Source organism: Streptomyces sp. HNM0575 (assembly GCF_012726265.1).
Classification (GTDB): Bacteria; Actinomycetota; Actinomycetes; order Streptomycetales; family Streptomycetaceae; genus Streptomyces.
The window spans coordinates 274,368-298,516 of record NZ_JAASAG010000005.1; the positions used below are offsets into that span (position 1 = coordinate 274,368).

The 24,149-nt window shown below is 72.1% G+C and carries 20 protein-coding genes; 8 read left to right on the top strand and 12 right to left on the bottom strand.

Annotated elements, in window-relative coordinates:
* Positions 1 to 118 precede the first annotated feature (118 nt).
* The 8 genes from HCC61_RS14770 (at position 119) to HCC61_RS14805 (ending at position 10,232) form a co-directional block, all read left to right on the top strand.
* Positions 119 to 523, top strand: coding sequence for a GntR family transcriptional regulator (locus HCC61_RS14770; protein WP_346777202.1), 405 nt, complete (start codon positions 119 to 121; stop codon positions 521 to 523).
* Positions 520 to 1,458: an ABC transporter ATP-binding protein gene (locus HCC61_RS14775; protein ID WP_169135893.1), complete on the top strand. Its 939-nt coding sequence runs from the start codon at positions 520 to 522 to the stop codon at positions 1,456 to 1,458. Before HCC61_RS14770 ends, HCC61_RS14775 begins: the two co-directional genes overlap by 4 nt.
* Positions 1,455 to 2,417, top strand: a complete 963-nt coding sequence (locus tag HCC61_RS14780) for a hypothetical protein (protein ID WP_169135894.1) — start codon at positions 1,455 to 1,457, stop codon at positions 2,415 to 2,417. The genes HCC61_RS14775 and HCC61_RS14780 overlap by 4 nt, the downstream gene beginning before the upstream one ends.
* A gap of 142 nt (positions 2,418 to 2,559) precedes the next feature.
* On the top strand, positions 2,560 to 5,322 hold the full coding sequence (locus HCC61_RS14785; RefSeq protein WP_169135895.1) for a LuxR family transcriptional regulator: 2,763 nt from the start codon (positions 2,560 to 2,562) through the stop codon (positions 5,320 to 5,322).
* Between the two features lie 1,052 nt (positions 5,323 to 6,374).
* Positions 6,375 to 7,628, top strand: coding sequence for a glycosyltransferase family 4 protein (locus HCC61_RS14790; RefSeq protein WP_169135896.1), 1,254 nt, complete (start codon positions 6,375 to 6,377; stop codon positions 7,626 to 7,628).
* Positions 7,625 to 8,704 (top strand): hypothetical protein, encoded by a 1,080-nt coding sequence (locus tag HCC61_RS14795; protein WP_206322498.1) that lies wholly within the window; start codon positions 7,625 to 7,627, stop codon positions 8,702 to 8,704. Before HCC61_RS14790 ends, HCC61_RS14795 begins: the two co-directional genes overlap by 4 nt.
* A 67-nt stretch (positions 8,705 to 8,771) precedes the next feature.
* Entirely contained in the window at positions 8,772 to 9,134 is a 363-nt protein-coding gene (locus HCC61_RS14800) for an MmcQ/YjbR family DNA-binding protein (RefSeq protein WP_169135897.1), read from the top strand.
* 441 nt (positions 9,135 to 9,575) lie between these two features.
* A complete protein-coding gene (locus tag HCC61_RS14805; protein WP_169135898.1) occupies positions 9,576 to 10,232 on the top strand; it encodes a response regulator transcription factor in 657 nt (218 codons plus the stop codon).
* A gap of 181 nt (positions 10,233 to 10,413) precedes the next feature.
* Here the strand turns inward: HCC61_RS14805 and HCC61_RS14810 are convergent, their stop codons facing one another.
* From HCC61_RS14810 to asnB, 12 genes are all read right to left on the bottom strand, one after another.
* On the bottom strand, positions 10,414 to 11,106 hold the full coding sequence (locus HCC61_RS14810; RefSeq protein ID WP_169135899.1) for a metalloregulator ArsR/SmtB family transcription factor: 693 nt from the start codon (positions 11,104 to 11,106) through the stop codon (positions 10,414 to 10,416).
* 35 nt (positions 11,107 to 11,141) lie between these two features.
* On the bottom strand, positions 11,142 to 12,449 hold the full coding sequence (locus tag HCC61_RS14815) for an MFS transporter (RefSeq protein ID WP_169135900.1): 1,308 nt from the start codon (positions 12,447 to 12,449) through the stop codon (positions 11,142 to 11,144).
* Positions 12,449 to 13,792, bottom strand: a complete 1,344-nt coding sequence (locus tag HCC61_RS14820) for a hypothetical protein (RefSeq protein ID WP_169135901.1) — start codon at positions 13,790 to 13,792, stop codon at positions 12,449 to 12,451. Before HCC61_RS14820 ends, HCC61_RS14815 begins: the two co-directional genes overlap by 1 nt.
* Positions 13,789 to 15,102: an ATP-grasp domain-containing protein gene (locus tag HCC61_RS14825; RefSeq protein WP_169135902.1), complete on the bottom strand. Its 1,314-nt coding sequence runs from the start codon at positions 15,100 to 15,102 to the stop codon at positions 13,789 to 13,791. The genes HCC61_RS14820 and HCC61_RS14825 overlap by 4 nt, the downstream gene beginning before the upstream one ends.
* 70 nt (positions 15,103 to 15,172) lie before the next feature.
* Positions 15,173 to 16,153, bottom strand: coding sequence for a cysteine synthase A (cysK, locus tag HCC61_RS14830; protein WP_169135903.1), 981 nt, complete (start codon positions 16,151 to 16,153; stop codon positions 15,173 to 15,175).
* Between the two features lie 38 nt (positions 16,154 to 16,191).
* A complete protein-coding gene (gene epsC, locus HCC61_RS14835; RefSeq protein WP_206322542.1) occupies positions 16,192 to 16,770 on the bottom strand; it encodes a serine O-acetyltransferase EpsC in 579 nt (192 codons plus the stop codon).
* Between the two features lie 105 nt (positions 16,771 to 16,875).
* On the bottom strand, positions 16,876 to 17,538 hold the full coding sequence (locus HCC61_RS14840) for an NAD(P)H-dependent oxidoreductase (RefSeq protein WP_206322500.1): 663 nt from the start codon (positions 17,536 to 17,538) through the stop codon (positions 16,876 to 16,878).
* 23 nt (positions 17,539 to 17,561) lie between these two features.
* Complete coding sequence (locus tag HCC61_RS14845; RefSeq protein ID WP_169135905.1) at positions 17,562 to 18,773, bottom strand: FAD-dependent monooxygenase; 1,212 nt, start codon at positions 18,771 to 18,773, stop codon at positions 17,562 to 17,564.
* The gene (locus HCC61_RS14850) at positions 18,770 to 20,167 is read right to left on the bottom strand and encodes a dihydroorotase family protein (RefSeq protein WP_169135906.1); all 1,398 of its coding nucleotides are present in this window, start codon (positions 20,165 to 20,167) and stop codon (positions 18,770 to 18,772) included. Before HCC61_RS14850 ends, HCC61_RS14845 begins: the two co-directional genes overlap by 4 nt.
* Positions 20,155 to 21,285: an acyl-CoA dehydrogenase family protein gene (locus tag HCC61_RS14855; protein WP_206322501.1), complete on the bottom strand. Its 1,131-nt coding sequence runs from the start codon at positions 21,283 to 21,285 to the stop codon at positions 20,155 to 20,157. Before HCC61_RS14855 ends, HCC61_RS14850 begins: the two co-directional genes overlap by 13 nt.
* A gap of 14 nt (positions 21,286 to 21,299) precedes the next feature.
* Positions 21,300 to 22,310, bottom strand: a complete 1,011-nt coding sequence (locus HCC61_RS14860) for a PrpF domain-containing protein (protein ID WP_169135907.1) — start codon at positions 22,308 to 22,310, stop codon at positions 21,300 to 21,302.
* Positions 22,307 to 24,124, bottom strand: a complete 1,818-nt coding sequence (asnB, locus tag HCC61_RS14865) for an asparagine synthase (glutamine-hydrolyzing) (protein WP_169135908.1) — start codon at positions 24,122 to 24,124, stop codon at positions 22,307 to 22,309. The genes HCC61_RS14860 and asnB overlap by 4 nt, the downstream gene beginning before the upstream one ends.
* Positions 24,125 to 24,149 lie beyond the last annotated feature (25 nt).

Below are 24,149 nucleotides of genomic sequence, written 5' to 3' on the forward strand. Positions count from 1 at the left end.
CCGACGACGTCCGCGCGGCGGTGGCGAACCCGGCGAACCCCCGGAGAAGACACGGAGGTTGACACCCTCGCCCCACCCATACATCCTTTCACTAATCGATTAGTGAAAGGATGTATGGGTGTCCACGGCTGGAGGGATCAAGTTCCGTATCGACCGCGGCAGCGGACTCGCCACCTACTGGCAGATCGCCCGGCAGGTGAAGCAGGCGCTGCGGCTCGGTCTGCTCCAGCCCGGGGACAAACTGCCCACCGCCCGTGAAGTCGTCGAGGAGACGGCCGTCAATCCGAACACCGTCCTGAAGGCCTACCGCGAACTGGAGCGGGAGGGCCTGGTCGAGGCACACCGTGGCCTCGGCACCTTCATCCGCCAGTCGCTGGGCGCCGCCGACGCCCTCGACACCCCGTACCGGGGCGAGTTGAAGGACTGGGTGGCCCGCGCACACGCGGCGGGCCTGGACCGCGAGGACATGGCGGCGCTCTTCGACTCCGTACTCGACGAACACCTCCCGCAGGAGACGACATGAAGAACGCCGACGCGGCGCTGGAGGCGACCGGAGTGAGCTTTTCGCACTCGCGCCGGAGACCGCCCGTCTTCACCGACTGCTCGTTCCGGCTTCCCAGGGGCCGTGTGTGCGGCCTGATCGGCCCGAACGGTGCCGGCAAGTCCACGCTGCTCAGGCTCGCGGCCGGTCTGCTCCGGCCCGCGTCGGGCAACCTGAGCGTGCTGGGGCGTACGCCCGCCGAAGCCCGCCCCGGCATCGCCTATCTCGCCCAACGCAAGCCGCTGCACTCGCACTTCACCGTCGCCGGCACGCTGCGCTACGGGGCGGAGTTCAACGGCCCCGGGCGCTGGGACCAGGAGGCCGCGGAACGGATCGCCTACGGCGACGGGGCGCTCGAACCGGGCGCGAAGGTCCGGTCGCTCTCCGGGGGACAGCGCTCCCGCGTGGCCCTCGCCCTCGCCTTCGGCAAGCGCCCCGAACTGATGCTGCTGGACGAGCCGATGGCGGACATCGACGCCCTTGCCAGACGGCAGCTGACGGGTGCGCTGCTGGCCGCCTCCGCCGAGTACGGGACGACGATCGTGATGGCCTCGCACATCCTCTCCGAGCTGGAGGAATCGTGCGACTTCCTGTTCCTGCTCGCCGGCGGCCGGCTCAGGCTCGGCGGCGAGACCGAGGACCTCGTCGCGGCGCACACCCTGCTCACCGGCACCCAGGACCCGGAGGCGGACGGGCACACCGTGATCGAGCGCTATTCCTCCGGGCGCGGCAGCACCGCCCTGGTGCGTACGTACGGACGGCCCGCGGGCGACCGGTTCGCCGAGAGGCCCACGACCGAGGAGGTCGTGCTCGCCCACATCCGCAACTCCCAGGCTCCGCCGCTGCTCACGGCGAGCGCCGTACCCGAGGCGCCCGGGCGCCCGTCACACGCTCGAGCGCAGGAGGACGCCGCATGACCCCCGCCGTCACGACCACCGGCACCACGACCAGCGGCACCGCCGCCCGTCCCGGCCGGGCCTCGCAGCACCGCACCGGCTCCGCCCGGCGCCGGCTGCGGGTGAACCTGCTCATGCACCGCGCCGGCCTGGCGGCCTGGGTGCTCCTCGTGATCCTCGCCGTCGCCTGGCTGCTCTGGCTCCGCTTCGGTCCCGAGGCCTCGGCCGTCGCGCAACTCGAGGCCCAGTGCGACACCTCGGGCGAGCCCGCCTGCATGTGGATGGCCCAGGAGGCGCACTACCAGTACGAGAGCCAGATATCCGACATGGTGTGGGCGCTGCGCGACGTGCTGCCGATCACGGCCGCCCTCGCCGGCGCCGCGGTGGTGGCGCGTGAACTGGCCAACGGCACCGCGGAGTTGGCGTGGACGCAGTCCGTCACTCCCGCCAGGTGGCTCGCGGAGAAGCTTCTCCTGCTGGCGGTCTTCCTCGCCGCGGGCACCGGAGTCCTCGTGGTCCTGTGCCGCAATCTGCTCGACTCGGCCGGCGCCCGGCGCCTGCTGACGGCGGGATACGAGACCAATGACGTCTTCTTCGCCATGGGACCCGCCGTCGTGATCTACGCCCTGCTCGGCCTGGCCTTCGGCTTCCTGGCGGCGCTCCTCCTGCGGGCCCCGCTGCTGGCGCTCCCCGCCGGGGCGCTCGCCACCTGGGCCGCCGCGTGGGTCATCGGCCCCTGGCGCACCCAGCTGTGGCCCACGGTCTCCCGTACGGCCCGTGGCGAGGGGCCCTTCGGCCACGGGGTGACGCGCTGCCAGTACGACCAGTCCGAGTTCAAGTACTCGGTCGACGCGTGCCTCGGCGCCCGGCCCGCCTCGCACTACTGGCCGGTTCAGCTGACCGAGACGGGCTTCGTGCTGCTCCTCGTGGTGCTCGTCGCGGCAGCCGCGTTCTGGCGGCTGCGGCGACGCACCGGCTGAACCCGTCCCGCGGGATGCGTACGCTGGCACGGGGCCGACCGTAGGAAACAAGCCACACAGGGGGCCGGGAACAGTCGGAGCCGGCGGGACCGGCCGTCACGCGCGGGGCGTGGCGGCGGACCGGCTCCGTGGAGGGGGAAGCATGAGTGACCCTATGAGCTGGCCGTTCATCGGGCGGGAGAGCGAGCTCTCGGCGTTCGACGCGGCGCTCGCCGACGAGGGGTGCCACGCGTTCGTCCTCCACGGCCCGGCCGGTGCCGGCAAGTCCCGTCTCGCGCACGCGTGCAGGCGCAGGGCCGAGCGGGCCGGCCACGCGACGGGCAGGGCGGTCGCGGTGTCCGGGACGTCCGGGACTTCCGCCCGCCTGGCCTCGCTCGCGCATCTCCTTCCGGAGGACGTGAGCGCCGACGACCCGGTGGCCCTGTTCCGCAGGACGCGCGACGCCCTTCGGGAGTGCGCCTCCAGCGCGGAACCACGGGGCGGCGGGCGTGAGGGCAGCGGCGGGCGTCAAGGGAGGGGCGAACGTCAGGGCGGGGGCGGGAGGTTCGTGCTCCTGGCCGACGATCTCGACGGGCTGGACGAAGCCTCGGCGGGCCTGGCGGGCCAGCTGATGGAAGCCGGAGCGGTCTTCCTCGTCGCGGTGGCCGGCTGCCTGCGGGAGGTGGGACCGGTCGCCTTCGCGCTCCAGTCGGCGCAGACGGCACGCCGCGTCGACCTGGGCGGGCTGAGCGAGGCCGAGGTGGGCGAGGCGATGCGCGCCGCGCTCGACGGGCCCGTGGAGCCCCGCACGGTCAGCATGATGCACCGGGTCAGCGGGGGGAATCCGCGCTTTCTCCGTGAGTTCGTCGTGTGCTCTCTCTCGACGGGCGCCCTGGTGGACGACGGGGAGTCGTGGGCCCTCGTCTCCCGCGTGGGCTCGTCGCCGTTCCTGCTGGCCCTGCTGGAGAGACGCCTGCACGGCATCACCCCCGCGGCGCGCGGCGCCTTGAACCGGATCGCGCTCTGCCAGCCCGTGGACGCCTCCGGCCTCCCCGCCGAGGCCACGGACGAACTGGAGTCCCTGGGCCTGATCCGTACGAGCAGGGACGGACGGCGCGAGACGGTGAGCCTGCTGCACCCGGCACATGAGGTCGTGCTGCGGCTGGCGATCACGTCGTCGGAGCGGCGGCGGATCCTCCAGGAAGAGGCCGCCCAGGTGCGGGCCCGCGGAGCCAGACGCATCACCGACAAGATGCGCATCGCCTCGTGGCAGCTGGCGGCGACGGGATCGGCGGACCCGGAGACGCTCCTGCGCGCCGCCGAACTGGCCCGCCGGGACCAGAAGTTCCAGGACGTTGCCGAGTTCGCGGAAGCCGCGTGCCGGCTCGGCGAGGACTTCCGGCCGCGCCTGCTGCTCGCGGAGGCGCTGCTGGAGATCGGCGACCACGCCGCAGCCGGCGAGGCGTTCGACGAGGCGGCGAAGAGGACCGCGGACGACCGCGACCGGCTGCTCGTCGCCCTCGGCAGGTGCCGCCTCCAGGCGTGGGCGGTCATCGACTGCGAACGGGCGCTGGAGGTCGTGGCGTCGGCGATGCGCGAGATCGGCGAACCGCGCGGCCGGGCCGTGCTGAAGGCGGCGCGCGGAGCCGTGCTCATGGCCTTCGGGCGTCCGGCGGCGGCCCTGGAGGCGCTGCGCGGCATCGGCTTCACCGAGGATCCGCGGACCGGCATCATCGGCAAGGGGCCGAAGGCCGCCGCGCTGGTGGCCACGGGACGCGTGGGCGACGGTCTGGAGCTGGCCCGTGCGGCGTACGAGGACCGCGTACGGCTGGAGGACGACCCCTCGGCTGTCCCGCATCCCGTGCAGTACCTCAACACGCTGATGTTCGCGCTGGAGGAGGCCGGCAGGCTCGAAGAGGCCTACCGCGTCGGCCACCGGGGATGGGGCGAGGCGCTGGCCGACGACGCGGCGGGGGCCGAGGCGTGGATCGCCGCGGCGCTGGCGCGCTGTTCGCTCATGGCCGGCCGCCCCGCCGACGCCGGACGCTGGGCCTCGCAGGCGGTCTCCGTCGCCGGACGGAACTCGCTGCCGGGCACGCTCCACATGGCCCTGGCACGCAAGGCCGAGGCCGCCGCGCTGAGAGGGGACCACGAGACCGCGCGGCGGGCGCTGGGCGAATGCCGCGGACTTCCGCAGTGGGGTGCGTTCCGCTGTGAACTCCCCACCGGGCGGGCGTGGTCGGCCGTCGCGCAGGGCAAGGTCCACGAGGGCCGCGACGTGCTCTGGGAGGCGGCCCGCTCCGCGCGGTCCGCCGGTCACCGGGCGGGCGAGTCCAGGCTCCTCACCGACCTCGCACGGATCGGCTACGCCAAGGAGGCGCTGCCCGGTCTGCGGGACATGGCCGGGGAGATGGACGGTGCCCTGTTCGCAGCGCGGCTCTCCTATGTGAGCGCCCTCGCCGATGCGGACCCGGCCCGACTGCTGGAGAGCGCGAGGTCACTTGAGGACGCGGGCTGCCTGCTGGTGGCGGCCGAGGCCGCCGCGTCGGCGGCCATGCACTGGAGCAACCGTGGCGACCGCCGGGAGGCCGCGGCGGCCGAGACCCTGTCCTTCTCGCTGCAACAGCGGTGCCAGGGCGCTTCGAGCCCCGGTCTGGCCGTACTGGGGGCGGCCAAGCACCTGACGCGGAGGGAAGCGGAGATCGCCGGGCTCGTGTGCGCCGGGCTCAGCAACGCCGAGGCCGCCGACGCGCTCACCGTCTCCAAGCGCACCGTCGACAACCATCTCCAGAACATCTACCGGAAGTTGGGGGTGCGCAGCAGGCGCACCCTGAAGGAGAAGTGCTCGGACTGGGCCGTCGCCGGGCCGTCCGCGTCCTCCGGACCCTCCGCGTCCTCCGCACCCTCCCGGCCGCCCCGCGGATGAGGCACGGGCACGGCCCGCCCGCAGGATCCTGAGCGAAAGCGGCGCAACGACGGAATCCGATGTCGGACGCGATCCCATGACGAAACCGGCGATCAGCCGAATAAGTCGAATACGGCGGAATTGAGCGTCCGATACTCATGTCCCTGTTCTTCACCTGATCCAGGCTGACGAGGAAGGCGCTCGAGCGCCCTGCGCAGCACGGACACCCGGACCGGCGGCCGAGGCCGGCCACCCACCGCCGGTCCCGGACATCTCCCGGGGCTCCCACAAGGACCGGTTTTCCGCCCCCGGCCATCCGTGGACGCCGCGTGACCCACGGCCGTCCGCACTCGGGGAAGCACGCCGCGCTGCCCGCACAGGAATCGGAGAAGAGGGGGGATCGGCCGTGCACGGAGGTATGGCCGCCTTCCCGGGCCGCTCCGCCACAACGGGGCACGGACCGGGGGAGGGCCCGGCGCTCCCGCCGCATGCGGCGAGCGGATCCGGGGGCCCGTACGGGGAGGCGCTGACGCGCCGCGAGCCCGTCGGACTCGACCGGCTCACGGCCGCCGTGGCGGCGGAGCGTGCCGACGAGGTGTGGCGCCGCGGATGCACCCTGGCCGTCCGCACCCGCGCGACGACGGTCGAGGGCGACCCCGTACTGCTGGGGCGCCTGGTGTCCGGCCTCATCGAGCACGCCGTGCTCCACGACCGCGAAGAAGGCCGCATCACGATCCACGTCCACGAGCGGACCCTGCGGGTGAGCCACACCGGGTCGCCTCCGCCGCACAGCGTCGTCGCGTCGCTGCTGGCGCCGGGCCGGCGGCACGGAGCGGAGCCCGGCGAGGCAGGCCGGGCCCCGGATCTCGCCTCCGTCGTGTCGATCGCGCGGGCCCACGGTGCCGTGACGGAGACCCGGGAGCAGCCGTACGGAGGCACCACGGTCAGCGTGCGGTTCCCCGAGCCCGAGGGCCTGTTAGCGCGGGCCCGCGGCGGGCGGGCGGTCAGACCGCGGCGCGGGGGCGCCACCGGAAAGCTCCGAACTGGACCGAGACTCAGGGGGGATGGGGGAAATGCACATCTCGTTTCTCATCAACAGCGCGTACGGCATGGGGGGAACCATCCGTACGACCTTCAACCTGGCGCGCACGCTCGCCGAACAGCACGACGTGGAGGTCGTCTCCGTATTCCGCTACCGGGACACGCCGTTCTTCGACCCCGGTGAGGGCGTACTGCTGAGAGGGCTGGTCGACATGCGCCGGCACAGCCCCTCCTACGACGGCGACGATCCCCGACGGGCGGACGCCGCACGGGTCTTCCCGGTGGCCGACGGCCAGTACCGCCAGTACAGCGCCCTCACCGACCGCCGTATCGGCGACCACCTCGGCAGCACCGGGGCGGACGTCGTCGTGGGCACACGCCCCGGGCTCAACGTGCACGTGGCCCGGCAGACCCGCCGCGGCCCCGCCCGGCTGGGGCAGGAGCACCTCACCCTCGCCACCCACTCCCCGCGGCTGAAGCTCCTGCTGCGACGCACCTATCCACGCCTGGACGCGGTCACCACGGTCACCGAGGCCGACGCCCGCGACTACCGCAGGATCATGCGCCTGCCGGGCGTGCGGGTGCAGGCCCTTCCCAACAGCGTGCCCGCGCCCGCCGTAAGGCCGTCGGACGGTACCGGCAGGTGGGTCGTCGCCGCGGGCAGGCTCGCCCCGGCCAAGCGCTACGACGTGCTGATACGCGCCTTCGCCCGGGTCGTCGCCGAGCGTCCCGACTGGGGCCTGCGGATCTACGGCCACGGCCGCGAGCGGGAGAAGTTGCGGTCGCTCATCGACGAACTCGGCCTCTACAACCACGTGTTCCTGATGGGCCCCGCGAACCCCATCGAGGCCGAGTGGGCCAAGGGAGCGATCTGCGCGGTCACTTCGAGCCTGGAGTCCTTCGGGATGACCATCGTCGAGGCCATGCGGTGCGGTCTGCCGGTGGTCGCCACCGACTGCCCGCACGGACCCAAGGAGATCATCCGCGACGGCGAGGACGGACTGCTGGTGCCCACGGGCGACGTGGGCGCGATCTCCGGCGCGCTGCTCCGCCTCATCGACGACGACGCGCTGCGGCTGCGGATGGGAAGTGCCGCGCTCACGGCGTCGGCCCGCTTCGATCCGGCCGATGTGGCCGCCCGGTACGAGGACTTGATGACGTCGCTGACGAAGCGCCGCGGCGGCACGCTGCACCGGGCACGCGGAACCCTGCTCGGCGGAGCCTACGCGGCCAAGGAGACCGTGCGGCTGGGCATGGCGCACGTCCTCGGGGGAGCGCGGAGATGACCGGGCCCACCATCGGCACGCCGCCGCGGGACGTGTCGCCGCACCCCACGGTGGTGGCGCACGCCCCGCGTGACGGTTCCTCTCCCCGCACCGGCACCGGCACCGGCACCGGCACCGGCTCCGGTACAGGCACCGGCACCGGCACCGAGCGCCCGCGTGCCGACTGCACGGCCGACAGCGCCGGAGGGCTCACCTTCGACGTGCGCACGGGCGGCGGCACGGCCGAACGGCACGGGACGCACGGACCTCCGGCCGGGGCGGCCATGCTGCTGCGCCTGCGGGGCGGAAGCGGCCCGGCGGACAACGTGCGGCTGCCGCTCGTCCCGGTGGAGGGGCCGGGAACCCTGCGGGCCGTTCTGCCGAGCACGCTGTGGCTTCCGGAGGGGCGCTGGGACGCCTGTCTGGCCGTGGACGGTGAGGAGCCGCGGCGGCTGCTGCCCGGCATCCACGACCTGCGCTCCCTCGTACACCGTGAGCCCGCCGGAGCATGCGAGTGGCTCGGCGTCCGCATCCCCTACGCCACCAAGTACGGGAATCTCACGGTCCGTTCGTGGCTGCGCCGGCCGCACGCGGAGGCAGGACCGCTGTGCGTCGCCGGCGGGGTCATGTCCCTGCGGGGCAGGCTCTACGGCGCGCGGCTCTCGGCCACCGCGTCCCTGGAGGCGCACCCACGAGGCGCGGCGGTGGCGCCGGTGCGCGTGCCCGCGTGCCCGGACGGGGAATCGGCCGCCGGACGGGAGGTCCCTTCCGCCTCGCCTGCGGGAGGCACGGGCGGCACCGGCGGCACCGGCGACGAGACCACCGCGCGGCGCCCCGCCCACGGCTTCACGGCCCGGCTGCCCCTGGAGGCCCTGCTGCCCGGGCAGCGGACCTGGAACCTGTGGCTGCGCCCGTCCGCGGACGAGGAACCGGTCCGCCTCGCGCGCATACTCGACGACGTCCCGGACAAGAAGCGGATCTTCACCTATCCGCCCCAGCACGTGACCGCGCCCGACGGGTCCCGCTGCTCGGTCAGGCCGTACTACACCCTCGACAACGACCTTTCCGTGCGTGTGAGTTGGGAGGAGCCGATGTGAGGCGCGGGCCGGCCGGACGGTCCCCGACGGCGGCCCGTCCCGCCGGCCGGGATGAGACGATCGGGCCATGACCGAGGACGACGTGGTGCCGCGACTGCGCGAACTGTGCCTGAGCCTGCCCGAGGTGGTCGAGGGGACCAACCATCACGGTGAGCCGTCATGGCGGATCCGGCGGCGGACGCTGGTCCAGATCTCGGAGCGCCATCCGTCGGGCCGTCGCAGCTTCTGGGTCCCGGCCCCCGCGGGCGCCAAGGAAGCGATGATCGCCACCGAGCCCGAGCGCTTCTTCTCCCCGCCCTACGGCGGGCGCAACTGGGTCGGTGTCTACGTGGACGTGCCGGTCGACTGGACGGAGGTCCGCGAACTGGTCGTCGACGCCTACCGGTTGATCGCCCCCAGGACGCTGGTGGCCGAGCTGGGGGACGCCTGACCGGCCGCCGCCGGGCAGCGGCTGAAATGAGTTCGCCGCGCACCCGCGGGACGCCGGCCCTGGTGATCCGGAACGGCGGCGGACGGTATCGGGAGGGGTGGAAAAGGTCCATCGCGTAGCGAACTCGGGGAATCTTTACGGCAGCACCCTAAACGGTGCATATGCCGCATGTGTATGGATTCCGCGGGCATTCGCGAATGAATATCCGGTACCGACAGTTCATCTTGAGTTCGAAGTGAAGTGCCTGGACAAGGCGCTGGGAATCCCCTGATGTGGAGTTCCGTCGGAGTGCGCTGCGGACACATATGGCACGGGGTAAGCGGTATCCGAGGTTCCTCTTAAAAGACGTGCCGGACATGCCGTTTTTGGTAATATGACTGACTGCCGAATGAGCTGTGCTCGGGCTTCCGGGGGAGGAACAACGTGCTCGAACAAGTGGCTATGAATTCTGCAAGAGCGGATTCGGTCACCGTGCTGATCGCAGGAGACCGTCCGGTGTACAGGTCGAGTTTGAGGATTCTCCTCGACGATGTGGACGCACTGGAAGTGGTCGGGGACGTCTGCACCGGACCGGATGCCGTGACCGTGGTCCAGCGGCTGCGTCCGGACGTGGTGCTGCTGCACGTCAATCCGCCGAGCGTCCCCCTCGTCGAGGTGATCACCCCCATCACCCAACGCTGTCCGGATACGGCCGTCCTGATCGTCAGCATCGCCGACGACCGGGAGGCTTTTCTCGCGGCCATGCGCGCAGGTGCCCGCGGCTATCTCTCCCGGGGCGCGCCCTCGGAGGATCTCCTGCTGGCCATCGGGATCGTACGGTCCGGCGGCCTGGTCTTCGACTCCAGCACCTCGGGCTGGGTCACCGATCACCTGGCCCAGCCGGTCGGAGTGGCCAAGCCTTTCCCCGAGTTGACGGACCGGGAGCTGGAGGTGCTCGAACTCGTCGCCGACGGTCTCGGCACGGCCGCGATGGCCAAACAGCTCGGCCTGTCCGTCAAGACCGTGCGCAACTACTTATCCCGCATATTCGCCAAGCTGCACCTGGTCGACCGAGCCGAAGCCGCGGTGCGCGCCAGACAGGCCGGACTCGGTCACTGAAACCGGCCGGGGATGCGGTTTTCCGGTGGCCGCCTACGACACCCGGCGCACCACGACGGCCGGTCGACGAGTCGAGTACGAGAACGAGAACGAGCCACAATGCAGGGGCACTTCGCGGTCCCGCGGATCCCACGGCGGTAGCCGGTGAAGAAGCCGTTCGGCGACCCGGAGGATTCTCCCTTCATTCCGTGCCCGAATCCGAGTATTCGGTGCCGGAGTCGGAGTGGAGCGGGCCGCCCTCGCGCTGCCACTGAGTGATCCCGCCCTGCAACGGACGCGCCGGGATCTCGTGCCGGCGAAGCAGCCGGACCAGGTCGGGGGAGAGGACGCAGTAGGGGCCCTGGCAGTAGGCGATGACCTCCACGTCCCGCGGGATGCTGTCGATCTTCTCCCTGAGCTCCGCCGCGGGCAGCGAGATGGCCCCCGGCACATGGCCGTTGGCGTAGTCGGCCTCCGAACGCACGTCGATGATCATGGTGTGCGGATCGTCCATGTGCGCGCGCAGCTCGTCGGCGGTGACCGGCCGCAACTCGTCGGCGCTGCCGAGCAGTTCCCCGACGGCCAGCCGCAGGTCAGCGAGCCTGAGCTCCGCGCAGTACTGCATCGACCCCAGGAGCCGGGAGACCTCGGGCCCTGCCAACCGGTAGAAGACGCGGTTGCCTTGGCGCCGGGTGGCGACCAGGTTGGCGCTGCGCAGCTGCTGAAGCTGGGCCGAGGTGTTCTTGAGGTTGATTCCGGAGGCGTGGACGAGTCCATCCACATCGCTCTCGCCCTTCTCGAGCAGGTCGAGGAGCCGCAGCCGCACCGGGCTGGCCAGGGCCTTGCCGATGCGGGCGAGCTGAGCGTAGATCTCCGCTTCGATGAACTCTCCCATGGGTTCCATTCTCGCCCCCACAGCCGGTGCTCCTCTCACGCCTGACGGGACTGCGGGGTGCTGAGGTCCGGCTCCTCCCGCGCCGTCGTGGACTCTTCCGTCTCCGTCTCCGTCTGCGTCTCCGTGTCCGTGGCCGGTACGGCGTCCGCCCGTACGGCCTGGGCCGGGAGCCTCGGCTCGAGTCGGACGAGGGAGAGCGCCGAGACCGCGACGCCCGCCGCGAGCAGCAGCCACATGCCGGCCGGGCTCAGCGTGAGCAGTGCGGTGAGCACCGCCGGGGCGAGGGCCGTCGGCACCGCCCAGGACAGCTGGTAGACCGCGAGGTGACGGCCGCGCGTGGCCTCCGGCGCGGTGCTGGCCACCAGCGCCGACGCGGTCGCCCCGTGCATCAGCTCGCCCAGCGTGAACAGCAGCGTCGCCGAGAAGACGCCGACGAGTACGGGTGTGCCCGCCGAAACCAGGCCCAGGGCGGCGAAGGACAGGAACGCCAGACAGAACACCCCGCCGCCGAGCGCTGCGACGCGGGTGCGCCGGTACCGGGTGAGGACCCTCGTCACGGGGATCTGGAGCAGCGCGATGCCCACGGTGTTGGTGGCGTACAGGACGCCGACCAGAGAGCTGGGCGAGTGCAACTCCTGGGTGAGATACACCGGGAGGCTCACCGAGAGCACCATGTAGCCGAACGCGGTGGGCACGTTCAGGAGCGTCAGCCACATGAACGGGCGGTTCGCCGCGACCAGCCGGTATCCGCGCTTGGGCCGGACGGGTGCCGGGGCTTCCGGGTCCTGCCGCACCGGGATCGAGCGGATGAGCGCGGCCGCGCCGAGATATGTGGCGGCCGTGCCGAGGACGATCGCCTGGTAGGCGACGTCGGAGTCGAGGGCGAGCGCGCCGCCGGCGATCAGGCCGCCGCCGCCGAGGCCGGCGTTGCGCAGGCTGCGCTGTGCCGCGAGGAGTTTGTCCCTGGCGGTGCCCTGCACGATCTCCGCGATGAACGACTGGATCGAGGGCTGGAACGACACGTCGCCGAACGAGACCACCGTGACGACGAGGACCATGGGCACGGCCGAGTCCACGAGCGAGTACGTCGCGAACCCCGCCGCGCGCAGCACGTATCCGCCGACCACGACCGTACGGGCGCCGTAACGGTCGATGAGCAGGCCCGTGACGGGGTTGCCGACCAGGGCGAGCAGCGCCGCGGTCGTCATGATCGCGCCGACCTGTGCGACCGGCATCCCGGTGACGTGGTGGAAGTACAGCAGCGACAGCGGCAGGAACATGCCGGCGCCGGTCGCGTCGACGATCATGCCGAGCATGTACCGGGTCTGAAGGGAAAGGCCCATCAGGCTGTCTCCGTCCTCTCGCCCGCGGCGTCCGCGCCCGTGCTCCCGTCGCCCGAGGCGTCCGCGCCCGTGCTCCCGGCCGGGACGATCTCCGTCTGCGCTTCGAAGCGCGCGCCGAGCGCGCGCAGCCTGCGCTCGCACTCCGTACGCGTAGGCGCCGATGCGACGGCGCAGGTGAGGAAGTCCGCCGAGCCCGCGGCGGGCGAGATCACCTGCCCCACACGGCCGTACAGCCAGAAGCGCTCCACCCAGGGGTCGTCGGGAACGGCGGCCAGTGCCCGCACGTGCCCGGGCCGCTTCATCATCAGGACCTGGCCGGCCATGGCCCGCGGCTGCGGGCGGCTGCCGCCGCGCCGTGCCTCCTCCAGGAGCGGCAGCGGAAGGCCGAGTTCGGCCCGGGTCGCGTACTCGCCGATGTTGAGGCCGAAGACGGCTTGCAGCACCTCGCGGGTCTTGGCGCCTCCCGACCGGCATGCGATCTCGCACAGCACGAGGCGGTCGTCGGGCGTGTGGAAGATCTCCGCGTGGAAGGCGTGCTCCCGCATCCTGCCGTCCGGCCGTCGCAGCGCGGCCAGGGCCCGCTCGGTCACGTCGAGGAGCCGGCCGGTGAGCGGGTCGTCCGGGTCCAGGGTCAGGTCGACGCGGGCACCGGCGTCGGTGCCGTACGACGCCAGGTCGTACTGGTACTGCGACGGCCAGGCCAGCACCGTACGGCCGTCGACCACGAGACCGTCGACGTGGCACATGCGGCCGGGAACGTACGCCTCCATGAGCAGGTCGTCGCGCGCGTCCCCGCCGGCGAGCACCCGGGCCGTGTGGCTCTCCAGCTCCTCCCGGTCGCGCAGGATGCGCAGGCCGATGGAGTTGAAGCCGGTCCGGTCCTTGAACACCACGGGGAATCCGTGCTGTTCGGCGAAGGCGTGCGCGTCCTGCGCGGTCCGCGGCAGGGTGTGCCGGGCGACCTCGACGCCGGCCCGCCCGAGGCGTTCCTTCATCAGCGCCTTGTCCCGGAAGGGCTCCACGTCGGCCAGGCGCGGGCCGTCGAGGCCGAGCTGCTCGCGCAGCCGGGCCGCCAGGATCAGGTCGGCCTCGTGGAGCGCGACGATGTGCCGTGTCCCGTACTCGGCCACCAGCTTGAGGGCGCGCGCACGGATCAGCTCCTCGTCGTCGAAGTCGTCGAGTACCTCCAGGTGCGCGAACCCGTGGGCGGCCGGGACCTGTTCGCCGAAGAGCTCCAGCTTGTCGCGCGCGGCCAGGACGACGACCTCGCCGTCGTAGTCGCGCAGCCACCGCTCGTACGGGAAGGGCTCGAAGGGGTTGCGGTGCAGGATCAGGATGCTCATGCCGCGCCCTCCGGGATGCCGCGGACGGTCTCGGGGCCGAGCTCGGCGACGCGGGCGCGGCCGCCGGTCCCGTCGTCCCCGGCGATCCGGATCTCGACGGTGTCGCGGATGAGTTCGGCGCCGCGCCGGATCGCCGCCGTGGTGTCGGAGCCGGTGACGGCCACCAGACCGAGCCGGTCCCAGTTGTCCTTCAGGGAGCGCACCTCGTCTCCCGGCTTCACGCTTGTCCGCACTTCGAGGACGTCCGCCATGCCGAGGGCCTCGTCGACGCCCTCGATGGACTCGACCCGCCCCGGATCGCCCACCAGGAACCGGGTGCTCGCCCCGGCGTGCGCCTTCGGTCTGTCGGGGAGTTCGGGCACCAGGCCGAAGGGCCAGCCCAGCGCGTACGACACCAGGTCGATGCCGTAGGCGCCGTGCACCAGGTCCGTGATGGCGTCGCCGGCGATGCGGTTGTGGCTCTCGATGACGACGGGGCCGCGCGCACCGATGCGCACCTCGGTGTGGCAGACGCCGTCCCGGATGCCGATCAGGTCGAGGAAGCCGCGTACGCTCGCGCGCACTTGCTCCTCCGTCGCGGAGTCGATGCGCGCGGGGACGGCGTGCCCGACCTCGGCGAAACGGTATGGATCGACGAACTTCTCGGTGACCGCGACGACGACGTGACGGCCCGCGAAGCTGAAGGACTCGACGCTGAACTCGGGTCCCTCGACGTACTCCTCCATGAGGAAGTCCTGTAGGACGAAGAGCGTCGAGACCCGGTCGGTGCGCGTGCCGCGCAGCCGCTCCACGTGCTCCCAGACCTGGTCGGTGCCGTCGGGGCCCTCGACCCGGAACACGCCCAGGCTCGCGGTGCCGTCGACGGGCTTGACGATGAACGGATAGCCGTGCGCGGCGGCGAAGTCGTCCAGGTCCTTGCGGCGCACGAGCGGTGCCGCGCCCACGGCGACGGGATCGCGGCCGGCGAGATGGCGCCGCATCGCCCACTTGTCGCGGATGCGCTGGGCGACGGCGTGACCGGTGCCGCCGAGCCCGTAGAGGTCGTTGACCCGGCCGGCGTTCTCGAGTCCCGCCTCGGTGATGGACAGGGCGGCGGCGAACCCCGGTGTCTGTCTCAACTCCCTGACGACCGGCTCCACTTCGGCCCAGTCGGTGTAGTCGAGTACGCAGGTGATGTCGGCGAGCTTCTCCTGCTCGGCGCTGACCTTCGTGGGGTGCTGGAGGAGGAGTACGTGCAGGCCGAGGTCCTTGGCCTTGCGTACGGTCTCGTCGTTCGCGCCTACGAGCAGCAGCGTGGTGTCCGGGTTCAAGCGAGGTGTCCCTTCCGTGCGAACAGCCGGCGGCTGGTGGGGTCGGTGCTGCGGGCGGGGAGGCCGGCCGTCATGGCCGGTCCGCGGACGGGTCCGAGGAGGGCCAGACGCTGAGATAGCGCTCGCCCGTGTCCGGCAGGATCGTGACGACGGTCTGACCCGCGTGCTCGGGGAGCCGGGCCACGCGCCGGGCGGCGTGCACCGCGGCACCGGAGGAGACTCCGGCGAGCACGCCCAGGCTGCGGGCGAGCCACCGGGCCGTTTCCATGGCGTCCTCGTCGGAGACGGTCAGCACGTCGTCGATCAGGGCGAGGTCGGTGGTGTCGGCGATGAAACCGCCGGTCAGCCCGGGGATGGCGTGTGTGCCGGCGTATCCCTTGGAGATGACCGGCGAGCTCTCCGGCTCCACGGCGACGGCCTTGAGGTGCGGATTGCGCTCCTTGAGGAAGCCGGCCGCGCCGGAGAGCGTCCCGCCGGTGCCGATCCCGCACACCAGGATGTCGACGCAGCCCTCGGTGTCGGCCCAGATCTCCGGGCCGGTGGTCTCGCGGTGTGCGCGGACGTTGTGGGCGTTCTCGTGCTGGCGGGGGAACCAGGAGTCCGGGGTGGCCCGGTGCAGTTCCTCGGCCCGGTCGATGGCCCCCTGGAAGCGCAGCTCGTGCGGCGTGAGCACCACCTCGGCGCCCAACGCGCGCAGCAGGGCCCTGCGTTCCTCGGTCGAGTTGTCCGGGAGCACGATCACGCAGCGGTAGCCGCGGGCGGCCGAGAGGGCGGCGAGCGCGATGCCGGTGTTGCCCGACGTCGCCTCGATGACGGTGCCGCCGGGCCGTAGCAGGCCCGTCTCCGCCGCGGCGTTCAGCATCCACAGCGCGGCACGGTCCTTGATGCTGGCCAGCGGGTTGGCCGACTCCAGCTTCGCGAGGATTTGAGTGCCGTCCGCGGCCCCGGCGGCGGGCAGTCTGAGCAGCGGCGTGTTGCCTATCAGGTCCTCGATGCCGTCCGCGATGCGAGGCCGGGCGGCGGGGAGTACGGGCGAGAGCGATTCGGGCATGGGCGTCTTCCTCCGACGTGTGGGTGCCGGGCGCTGGATCACCAGCAACCTGCCGAGGCGGTGTGGCGCATCAGCTCGACGGCGTGCTGCGGGGTCTGCCGGCGCGGTGATTCGACCGCGGCGGGGGCGAGGACTCGGGCCTTGGCCGGCACGTTCCGCACGACGAGGGCCTGCGCCCCGACGACGGCTCCGGCGCCGATGGTCACCGGGCCGAGGACCGTCGCGTTGGCGCCGAGCATCACGTGGTCCCCGACGACGGGGTGGCGCCGCTCGCCCTCGGCCCGTGCGTTGTCGTGCCACCAGCCGACCGCGCCGAGCGTCACCTGGTGGTAGATGGTCACGTCGTCCCCGATGCGCGCGGTCTCGCCGATGACGACCGCGGCGCCGTGGTCGATGAAGACCCTGCGCCCGAGCTCCGCGCCCGGATGGATCTCGACGCCGGTGACCGCACGGGCGGCGACCGACAGGGCCCGCGCGGACGCCCGCAGCCCGCGCCGGTGGAGCCGGTGGGCGACGCGGTGGGTCCACAGGGCCGGCAGGGCGGGGTGGAGCAGGGCCTCCGCGCGCGTACGGACCGAGGGGTCCCGGTCGACGACGGTGCGCAGGTCCTCGCCCAGCTCCCTGAAGCCCTTGCCGGTGGGCTTCGGGAGCCTCGTCCGTGGCTGTCTCACGCGCTCATTCACGCACTCACCTTCAAATCTATGGATCTTTAGATTAATGGCCTAGTTGGAGTTGCGCAAGCAGTCCCTGCGAAGCCCGTCACTGCGGCTTCCGTTCCAGTCGACTGCCGCCGGCTGCAAGGGAGTTGGGCGTGTGGCAGCCGCGTTCCGCGCCGCCATGCCGAGGACCTGGGAGAGCATCACGGTCATCTGCGTGCGGGCGTGGATCTGCTCGTCCGACGCGGCTCCCGTCAGGCCGCCCGGGTCGTCCTCCCAGGCGCGGGTGGTCACCCCCAGCGGCGTCGGCCAGGCACGCAGGGCGTGGCCGACCGTGCGCATCGTCGCCAGCGTGGACGCCGTGCCCTGCGCTCCCGCACCGACCGCGACGCAGCCGACCGGGACTCCTTCGAGGAACATCCGCGGCGTGACGAGGTCGTTCGCGTAGTCCAGGGCGTTCTTCAGCAGCCCGGAGATCGTGCCGTGATACGTGGGCGAGACGAGCACGAGTCCGTCGGCGCGCTCCAGTGCGCGTACGAACTCCCCTGCCGCGCCCGGGCCTTCGGACAGACCGGGCCGGTAGAAAGGGAACTGCAACTCGGCGCCGGTGAAGACCCGGGTGGCCGCCCCCTCCTCCGCGCACCGGCTCGCGCACCAGGTCGTCACGCGCTCCGTCGTCGATTTCGCCCTGAGGGAGCCGCTGACCAGCACGATGTTGGATGCGTTCACGGTTGCGAGAACCTCCGTCGATGTCATGTGCCGGAGCTGGCAACCGGCTTCGAGCAGGGAACGTCCTTGTCCGGCCTCCAGTCGACGACTTCGAGAGTCGCGGCGTCCTTGCGGCCGCTGGACCTCATGGCGTCGTCGCGGGACGCCGCCTCCGTGCGGCTGGCGCCCTGGTCGACCGCGCCTTGCCGGCGCGAGTGCAGCACGATCGCCGCGGTGCGCTCGACGCGCTGCGTCTGGTAGGCGATGAGCGCCTCGCCGGGGTCGTCGTACGAGCGGAGCGACCGGGCCAGCACGTACGCGTCCTCAAGTGCCGTGTTCGCGCCCTGCCCCATCGCGGGTGCCATCGGGTGCGCGGCGTCGCCGAGCAGCGCCACCCGCCCGTCCACCCAGCACGGCACGGGGTCCCGGTCGTGGATGTCCGTGACCGCGAGGTCCGCGGGAGACGCGGAGCGGATCATGTCTGCGACGGGCTCGTGCCAGCCGGCGATGCGTTCCAGCAGCGCCGCGAGGGCGCCTTCCTGTCCCATGGCGGGCCACTCGCCGGGCGGTGCGGTGATCTTCGCCGTCCAGTACAGGGTGTCGCCGTCGGCGGGGGCCACGAAGATCTGCACGCCCTGCCCGTTGATCACGAAGGCCTGCGGATGCAGCGGGGATCCGACGACCCGGCCGCGCACCGACGTGTAGCCCAGGTACCGGGGCGGCCCGTCTCCCAGCATGGCCGCGCGGACCACGGAGTTGAGGCCGTCCGCCGCCACCAGCACATCGCTTTCGAGGATGCTGCCGTCCGACAGGTGAGCCGACGGGCGGCCGCCGTCCTGCGCGTACCCCCGGAGCGCCGTGCCGAGGCGGACCTCCGCCCCCGCGTCGACGGCCTCCTGGAAGAGGACGTTCTGAAGTGTCGCCCGCAGAACGGGTACTTGGGGCAGTCCGAGGCGCACCCCCACCTCGCCGACCGCCTCCCTCGCGAGGACGGTGCCGGCGGAGTCCATCAGCAGCCGTACGTCGTCGGGTCCCACCACGTGGCCCGCCGCGCGGATCCGTTCGCCGAGCCGGGCATCGATGGCGTCCGCCGCGGCGACACCGTTCTGATACAGCATCAGGCCGGAGCCGACGTCGGCGATCCGCGCGGCACGCTCGACGACGGTCACCGCGATCCCCGCATGCCCGAGCGCGGCCGCCGCGGCGAGACCGCCGATGCCGCCGCCGGCCACCACGGCCGTGAGCCGGGCGGTCACCGGATCCACCGGCCGTCGTACGAGCCGAAGGCGCCGGTCTCCGCGTCCCAGACGACGTGTCCGCGCCGCATCGTCCGCGTGACGCGGCCCGTCATCGTCCACCCCTCGTACGCCGACCAGCCGCACTTGGCGCGCACGTCACGCGCCGACAGCATCCATGTGTCGTGCGGGGCGAAGAAGACCAGGTCCGAGTCGGCGCCGGGCTCGATGCGCCCCTTGCCCCTCAGCCCGAACAACTCGGCGGGCCCCGCGGCCAGATGACGGACCAGACGTGCCATCGCGACATCCGGGTCCTCGTCGGGACGCCTTCTGCGCATGCCCGTCCACACCGCCACCGCGAGCTCCTGCACACCGGGCAGACCCGGCGGCGACTCCTGCACCGTCCGCGTCTTCTCCTCCACGGTGTGCGGGGCGTGGTCGCTGCCGATCGTGGCGACGTCCCCGGCGAACAGCGCCTGCCAGAGGCGGTCCTGGTCGCGCTGCTGCCGGATCGACGGCGAAAGACGCGTCCGCGCGCCGAGCCGGCGGGTGTCGGTGTCGGTGAACGACAGGTGGTGGCCCGTCAGTTCGAAGGTCACGGGCAGTCCCGCGGAGCGGGCAGCGCACACCAGGTCCGCCTCCTCCCCGCTGGAGAGGTGCAGGATGTGCGCTCTGGTGCCGTGGCGGCGTACCAGTTCGAGGACCTTGGCTACAGCCGCGATGCCCCCGCTGCGCGGGCGGCGCGCCTCGTAGTCCAGATAGCTGTCCGGGGCTCCCCACCAGTCGTCGAGCAGGGAGAAGAGCGCGCCGTCCTCGGCGTGCAGCACCAGCTGCACCCGGCCCTCGGCCGCGGCGATGAACGACTTCTCCAGCTCGTCCGGATTGCGGAAGACGGTCGGCGCCGTGTGATGTCCCGCCATGAAGATCTTCGCGCTGGTGGCGACGGCAGGGTCGATGTGCGAGAGCGTCTCGGGATGCTCGGGGTCCGCTCCGATGTGGAAGCGGTAGTCCACCAGCGAGTGGCCGCGGACGATCTCGTTCTTCTCGCGAAGGCCGTCCTCGGTCAGCGGCGGCGGAACGGTGTTGGGCATGTCCATCACCGTTGTCACACCGCCCGTGACCGCCGCCCTGCTGCCGTGCTCCCAGTCCTCCTTGTGGGTGAGGCCCGGCGTACGGAAGTGGACGTGGGAGTCGATCAGGCCCGGAAGGACGTAGCGGTCGCCCGCGTCGACGACCGGAACTCCCGGCGGCGGCGCGGCGCCTTCGTCCTCGACGGAGAGGATCCGCCCGTCCCCGATCAGCAGGGTCCCCGCGCGCACACCCGAGGGGGTCACCAACTTCCCCGCGGTCACGGCCAGTTCGGGTGCGGCCGGTTCGGGTGCGGCGGCCGGTCCGGATGCGGTCACTTCGGCCATGTCGACGCCACCAGCTCTCGGCACAGATCGTTGGCCGGCCCCATCAGGGCCACGGCCCGGGCATCGGCGAGCAGCCGGTTCAGCGCCGACGCGGTCGTGTACCCGGACGAGCCGAGCATCCTGACCGCCTCCAGGCAGACCTCCTCGGCCACGGTCGACGCGTGCAGCTTGCTGTGCAGCGTGGTCGTCCCGGGATCGGCCGAGGCGCGCGCCCCGGCCCGGCCGACGATCGCCCGCGCAGACTCGACCCTGGTCGCCATGTCGACGAGCCGCGTCCTCGCGAGCGGCGAGGCCAACTGGCCCCTGCGCTCCAGGTGTCCGGTCAGCTCCTCCAGGGCGGCCTGCGCGACGCCGACGGCTATCGCGCCGAGGCTCGCCCCCGACTCCCGTACCCCCGCGATGATCTGCCTCGCACGGCCCTCGGGTCCGAGCCGGTCGGCGTCGGTGACGACGCACCCGCGCAACGACACGAACCCCGTCGCCGAACCCCGCATGCCGACGAGGTCCAGGCTCAAGTCGGGGGCGAGCCCCGGATTCTCGGCACGGACGAGGAAGAACGTCTGCCCGGCAGCGCCGTATCCGCCGTCCTTGTCCTCGGCGAGGTCCCCGGTGCGTACGAGTACGAGATAGAGGTCGGCGACGGACGCGGTCGTGGTGAAGGACTTCGCCCCGTCGAGCACCCACGTCCCGTCGTCCTTGCGTACGGCGGTGCTGCTGAGGTTGCGCTTCGCCGCGCCGGCGCCCTGCTCGCTCCACGCGGAGGCGGCCAGCGCGGTGCCGTCCGCGAGTGCGGGAAGGAGCGTGTCCTTCTGCTCCGCCGAGCCCCACTCGGCGATGCGCGCGCTCACGGCGAAGTGCTGGAAGACCATGATCGCGAGGGAGGGGTTGAGATGTGCGAGCCGCTCGCAGATGCGGTTGATGTCGGAGGCATCGCCGCCGTGCCCTCCGTACGCACGGGGTACGGCGGTCGCGAGCAGGCCCGACTTCCGCAGGGCGGCCAGGGTCTCCAGGTCCGGTTCGCCCGTGACGGCGGTGCTGACGGCCGACTTCCGCAACCGCTCCGCGAGTTCGGGATCGATGTCGGCCGGCGTGCGGACATCGCTGACTGTGCCAGGCAATTCGACGCAACTCCTTAGGAAGCAGATGATGCGGACGGCTCCAGCGGGCAAGTCCCCTGGAACGTCACTCGCTTGCGGTCGACGGAGGCCCAACTCAGCGCGGGCACACCGTCGATGTCCCGGACGTCCGCGGTGACGGCGCTGACGCCGCCCGGCGTGACGATGTCCAGCAGCCCTTCCGGCTCGCCCAGTTCGCGCGCGATCCGCCACGGCACCGTGTGCGGGATGCGGATGGCGGAACCGAGGCAGACCGCGCCGGTCAGCGCGATCGTCGGATGCCACGAGGGCACCGAGATCGCACGCGCGGCGATGCCGCCCGCCGACGGCAGCAGGGCCGCGATCTTCGGGAAGGCCCCGCCGCGGGGCCACTTGAGCAGGTCCGTCACCGCGGCGCGGATCCGGCCGAGCCGGTCGAACAGGTCCGGGTCGTCGGCGAACAGCGCGTCCGTGTCCTCGATGCCGACCGCGCGTGCGTCGATGAACGCGTACGCATTGCCCGACGACACCAGGGACACCTCGTGCTGCCTGCCGTCCACCGTCACCGCCGTCCGCGGCCGGTCCGTGATCAGCAGATCCGTCACGGGGACCGGCCTGCCGCGCACGAAGTGGACCGTGAACTGGGTGACGTCGCCGTCGATCGCGCCGGCCTCGCACACCACGCTGTCGCCGTTGTTGAGGACCTGCACGCGCACCCTGGAGCCCACCGACAGCGGCGGCAGCATGCCGGTCCGCTCTGCCACCAGGGCCGTGGAGAGGATCGAATGCCCGCAGGAGCCGTGGTGGTCGAAGGAGTCCAGCGCGTCCGGCATGGCCTGCACGAACTCGTAGTCCAGATCGAACATCGGGTGCAGCGAAGGCTGCACCAGCGCGATCTTCAGTACGTGCCCCATGCCTTCCGCCGTCAGCGCTCGCCGGGCCTCGGCGAGCGCCGCCCTGAGAGCGGGCCCGCCCTGCGGCAGCCCCGCGCGGTCCAGGACGAGCGTGGGGCAGGGGCTTCCCGTCGCGTACGCGAGATGCCCGATCATGCGGACGCGGCAACACGGTCGGGGGTCCGGGTCCGCAGCGACCCTCGGAACTGTTCCCGCCACACCTCGTGGATCGTCAGCGCCCAGATCGTCAGCGCCGCGGTGTCGTCGGGACGTGCGGCCTGCGTCGCGAACAGCGCCTCGACGGCGGCCGGTTCGAGCTGGCCCGCCGCACGCAGCCGGTCCGTGTCGAGCGCGTCGCGCGCGAAGTCCCACAGCGGGGTACCGGGTGCCAGCATCGCCGTGACGGGCAGCGTGAACGGCTGCTTCATACGACGGTGCACCTCGTCGGGCACCAGCCCGGCGGCCGCCCCGTACAACGTCCGCTTGACCCTGCCGCCGCCGATCCTGAGCGGATCGGGCAGCGACCGGCCCACGGAGGCGACGCTGTCCTGGCAGAACGGCAGCCGCGCCTCGACCGACGACGCCATGCTGAGGTGGTCGACCCTCCGCAGGTGGTAGGAGGGCAGCCGCTGGGTGAGCTCGAAGTCGGTGATGCGCTCGAGCACCGTTCCGGAGCCGTCCCGCAGCCGGTCGAGCGCGTTCGCGGGTATCGCGCCGACGTCCGCCGTGAACGCCCGGTAGTCGTCGGTGTAGAGGAGTCGCCGCTGTCCGGCGGGCAGGACCGCCAGCGCGTCGAGGTACGGCGCATACCAGTCGGAGCCGGAGGACGCTGCCGTGTGCGCGGCGTGCATCCGCGCGTAGCCGCCGAACACCTCGTCCGCGGCGTCCCCGGTCAGCGCGACCTTGAAGCCGGCCTCGCGCACCGCGCCGAACAGGGCGTACGTGCTCACCGTGATCGGGTCGGCGTTCGGCTGGCCCAGGTGCCAGACGACGTCCTCGATCAGGGACGGCAGCCGGTCCGGACTCAGCTCGACCTGGTGGTGGTCGGCGCCCGCACGACCGGCGGCCGCGCGTGCGAAGTGACGTTCGTCGAAGGGCCAGTCGCCCTGATAAGCGATGTTGAACGAATGCACGTGGCCGTGCTCCGCGGCGAGCGCCGTCACCAGGCTCGAATCGAGTCCGCCGGACGTGATGACGGCGACGGGCACGTCGGCGAGCAGGAGGAGCCGGCCGACCTCCGTGCGCAGCCGCTCGCGTACGACGTCGGCGGCCTTGTCGGGGTCGTCGACGCCGGGGCCGGGAGCCGGCGGACGGACGGTCAGCTCAGGCGCACCGCCCAGCGTGCAGCGCATGGTGGCGGCCGCCGGCAGGACCTTGATCCCGGCGAACATGGTCTGCTCGCCGAACGGGGTCTTGGTCGCGAGGTACGCGTCGAGCCCTGGCTCCCACACCGTGCTTCCCGCGCCCTCGAACTGGAGCAGGGCGGGGATCTCGGACGAGAAGTGCAGCGACCGCTCGACCGGGTCCCAGCGGTAGTAGAGGGGCTTCATCCCCGCCTCGTCGGTGACGAGGAGAAGCCTGGGCTGCTCGCGCAGATCGACCAGGGCGATGGCGTACATGCCGTCGAGCAGGTCGGTGAAGCCCTCGCCGTACTCCTCGTACAGGGCCGGGATGATCGCGCTGTCGCAGCGGTCGGGGAACGTGTGACCGCGCGCCTTCAGACGGGTGCGCAGGGCGTCGTGGTTGTAGATCTCACCGTTGAAGACGGCCTTGATCCGGCCGTCCGCGCTCTCGCAGGGCTGCCGCCCGCCGTCGAGGTCGACGATCGCGAGCCGGTTGCTGCCGAGCCCCCAGGCCTCGCCCCGGGACACGCCCGTGCGGTCCGGCCCCCCGTGGCGCTGGAGCGCGCCGGCGACCCGCATCTCGTGCGGCGAGGCGTGTGCATTGAAATAGCCGTATATACGGCACATCGCGACTTTCCTCCCCTTCGACCGC

Bases quoted from the DNA above. Each gene is read 5' to 3' on its own strand.
- HCC61_RS14775 (WP_169135893.1), top strand. From the start codon at position 520: ATGAAGAACGCCGACGCGGCGCTGGAGGCGACCGGAGTGAGCTTTTCG.
- HCC61_RS14780 (WP_169135894.1), top strand. From the start codon at position 1,455: ATGACCCCCGCCGTCACGACCACCGGCACCACGACCAGCGGCACCGCC.
- HCC61_RS14785 (WP_169135895.1), top strand. From the start codon at position 2,560: ATGAGTGACCCTATGAGCTGGCCGTTCATCGGGCGGGAGAGCGAGCTC.
- HCC61_RS14790 (WP_169135896.1), top strand. From the start codon at position 6,375: ATGCACATCTCGTTTCTCATCAACAGCGCGTACGGCATGGGGGGAACC.
- HCC61_RS14795 (WP_206322498.1), top strand. From the start codon at position 7,625: ATGACCGGGCCCACCATCGGCACGCCGCCGCGGGACGTGTCGCCGCAC.
- HCC61_RS14800 (WP_169135897.1), top strand. From the start codon at position 8,772: ATGACCGAGGACGACGTGGTGCCGCGACTGCGCGAACTGTGCCTGAGC.
- HCC61_RS14805 (WP_169135898.1), top strand. From the start codon at position 9,576: ATGAATTCTGCAAGAGCGGATTCGGTCACCGTGCTGATCGCAGGAGAC.
- HCC61_RS14810 (WP_169135899.1), bottom strand. From the start codon at position 11,106: ATGGGAGAGTTCATCGAAGCGGAGATCTACGCTCAGCTCGCCCGCATC.
- HCC61_RS14815 (WP_169135900.1), bottom strand. From the start codon at position 12,449: ATGGGCCTTTCCCTTCAGACCCGGTACATGCTCGGCATGATCGTCGAC.
- HCC61_RS14820 (WP_169135901.1), bottom strand. From the start codon at position 13,792: ATGAGCATCCTGATCCTGCACCGCAACCCCTTCGAGCCCTTCCCGTAC.
- cysK (WP_169135903.1), bottom strand. From the start codon at position 16,153: ATGCCCGAATCGCTCTCGCCCGTACTCCCCGCCGCCCGGCCTCGCATC.
- HCC61_RS14850 (WP_169135906.1), bottom strand. From the start codon at position 20,167: ATGGCCGAAGTGACCGCATCCGGACCGGCCGCCGCACCCGAACCGGCC.
- HCC61_RS14860 (WP_169135907.1), bottom strand. From the start codon at position 22,310: ATGATCGGGCATCTCGCGTACGCGACGGGAAGCCCCTGCCCCACGCTC.
- asnB (WP_169135908.1), bottom strand. From the start codon at position 24,124: ATGTGCCGTATATACGGCTATTTCAATGCACACGCCTCGCCGCACGAG.